We start from the raw sequence: 1,427 nt of genomic DNA, 5'->3' as shown, positions 1-1,427 counted from the left end.
TGATCTGACCCCAAAATGTTGGACGGTCTATTGCCACACGCCCACAGATTGAGTCCTGTACTCCACAGGGCTCAATCCACCAAGCTTCGATTTAATCCGGTCATGATTGTAGTAACGGATGTATTCGTCCAGCCCCGCGTTTAACTGCTCCACGTTTTCAAAGCGGTTGAGGTAGAAAAACTCGGACTTCAGTGTCCCGAAGAAGCTCTCCATCGCCGCGTTGTCCAGGCAGTTACCCTTGCGTGACATGCTCTGCTTGATGCCGCGTTCTTTAAGCGCTTGCTGATAGCGAGGCTGCTGATACTGCCAGCCCTGATCTGAATGAAACACCAAATGGGACGGGCTTTGCAGGCGCTCGAAAGCTTTGTCCAGCATGCCGGTTACCATGGCAAAACAGGGGCGGGTATCGGTCTGGTAAGCGATGATCTCACCGTTGTACAAATCCATTACAGGCGACAGATAAAGCTTCTTCGAGTTGAGTTTGAATTCGGTGACATCTGTCACCCATTTCTGGTTGGGGCGTTGGGCGACGAAATTCCGCTCCAGAAGGTTCGACGCTATTTTTCCAAGCTGGCCTTTGTAAGAGCGGTATTTCTTGGGACGCACCAGCGACTTGAGATTCAGACGCACCATCAAGCGTTGAACCATTTTTTCACTGACCGCTTCCTTTTTTTGAAGTTGCAAAGCGATACGTCGATAGCCAAACCGGCCCTCGTGTTGGTCGTAGAGGTCCTGAATCTTCGTTTTCAGCTCGGCATGTTTGTCGGGTTTCTGAAGGGCGCTGATCTGGTAATAGAACGTGCTGCGCGCCAACCTGGCCAGCTTCAGCAGGCTGTCCAGAGGAAACCTCAGCCTCAATGCCATTATGGTGAGCGTTTTTTCCCGGGGCGATGGCTCCTGCCCGGAGCCTCCCTTATCTCCTCGAGCTTTTTTAGATAAGCGTTCTCCATACGCAGATATTCGAGTTCAGCCTTAAGTTGCTCTCGACTCTTCGAATCGTCATCTACGGGCTGGGATTTATGCGGGACAGGTGCTTTGTTGGACATGGTGACGGCCTTTCTTCTCTGGGGTGCGGTCAAGGCAGCAAGACCGCCACTGTAGTACTGACGCGCCCAGATGCCCACCTGTGAGGATTGACCAAGCCCAAAGCGAGCGGCCGTTTCTCGATGAGAAAGCTGCTCTTTTTGCATGCATTGGATGACTGAAAGCTTGAACGCTGCGCTGTAACGGTGGCCTTGAGATCGAAGGCCTGCACTGCCGCAGGCCTGATACCCGGCGACCCAGCGCCGGAGCAGGCTGGTATCGATCGAATAGCGCTGAGCTACCTTGCGATAGCCATCGTCGCCGTTGATGTAGGCCTGGATGGCCGTGATTTTGAACAGAGTGGAATACTTGCCCATGGAGAACACCCCAAAATTAGAATTGGT

The 1,427-nt window shown here is 52.8% G+C and carries 1 protein-coding gene; it reads right to left on the bottom strand.

Annotated features, from left to right (window positions below; translation table 11 throughout):
• Positions 1–27: 27 nt before the first annotated feature.
• Positions 28–1,400 (bottom strand): IS3 family transposase gene (locus AC30D7_RS28695; RefSeq protein ID WP_490136323.1). Its coding sequence is split into 2 segments (ribosomal slippage): positions 28–900 and positions 903–1,400, totalling 1,371 coding nucleotides; the frame shifts between segments, so codons are not numbered across the junction.
• Positions 1,401–1,427 lie beyond the last annotated feature (27 nt).

It is taken from the genome of Pseudomonas sp. DF5 (assembly GCF_058148225.1).
The sequence above is the reverse complement of the archived record's forward strand: the minus strand, read 5'-3'. Positions and strand labels throughout refer to the sequence as shown.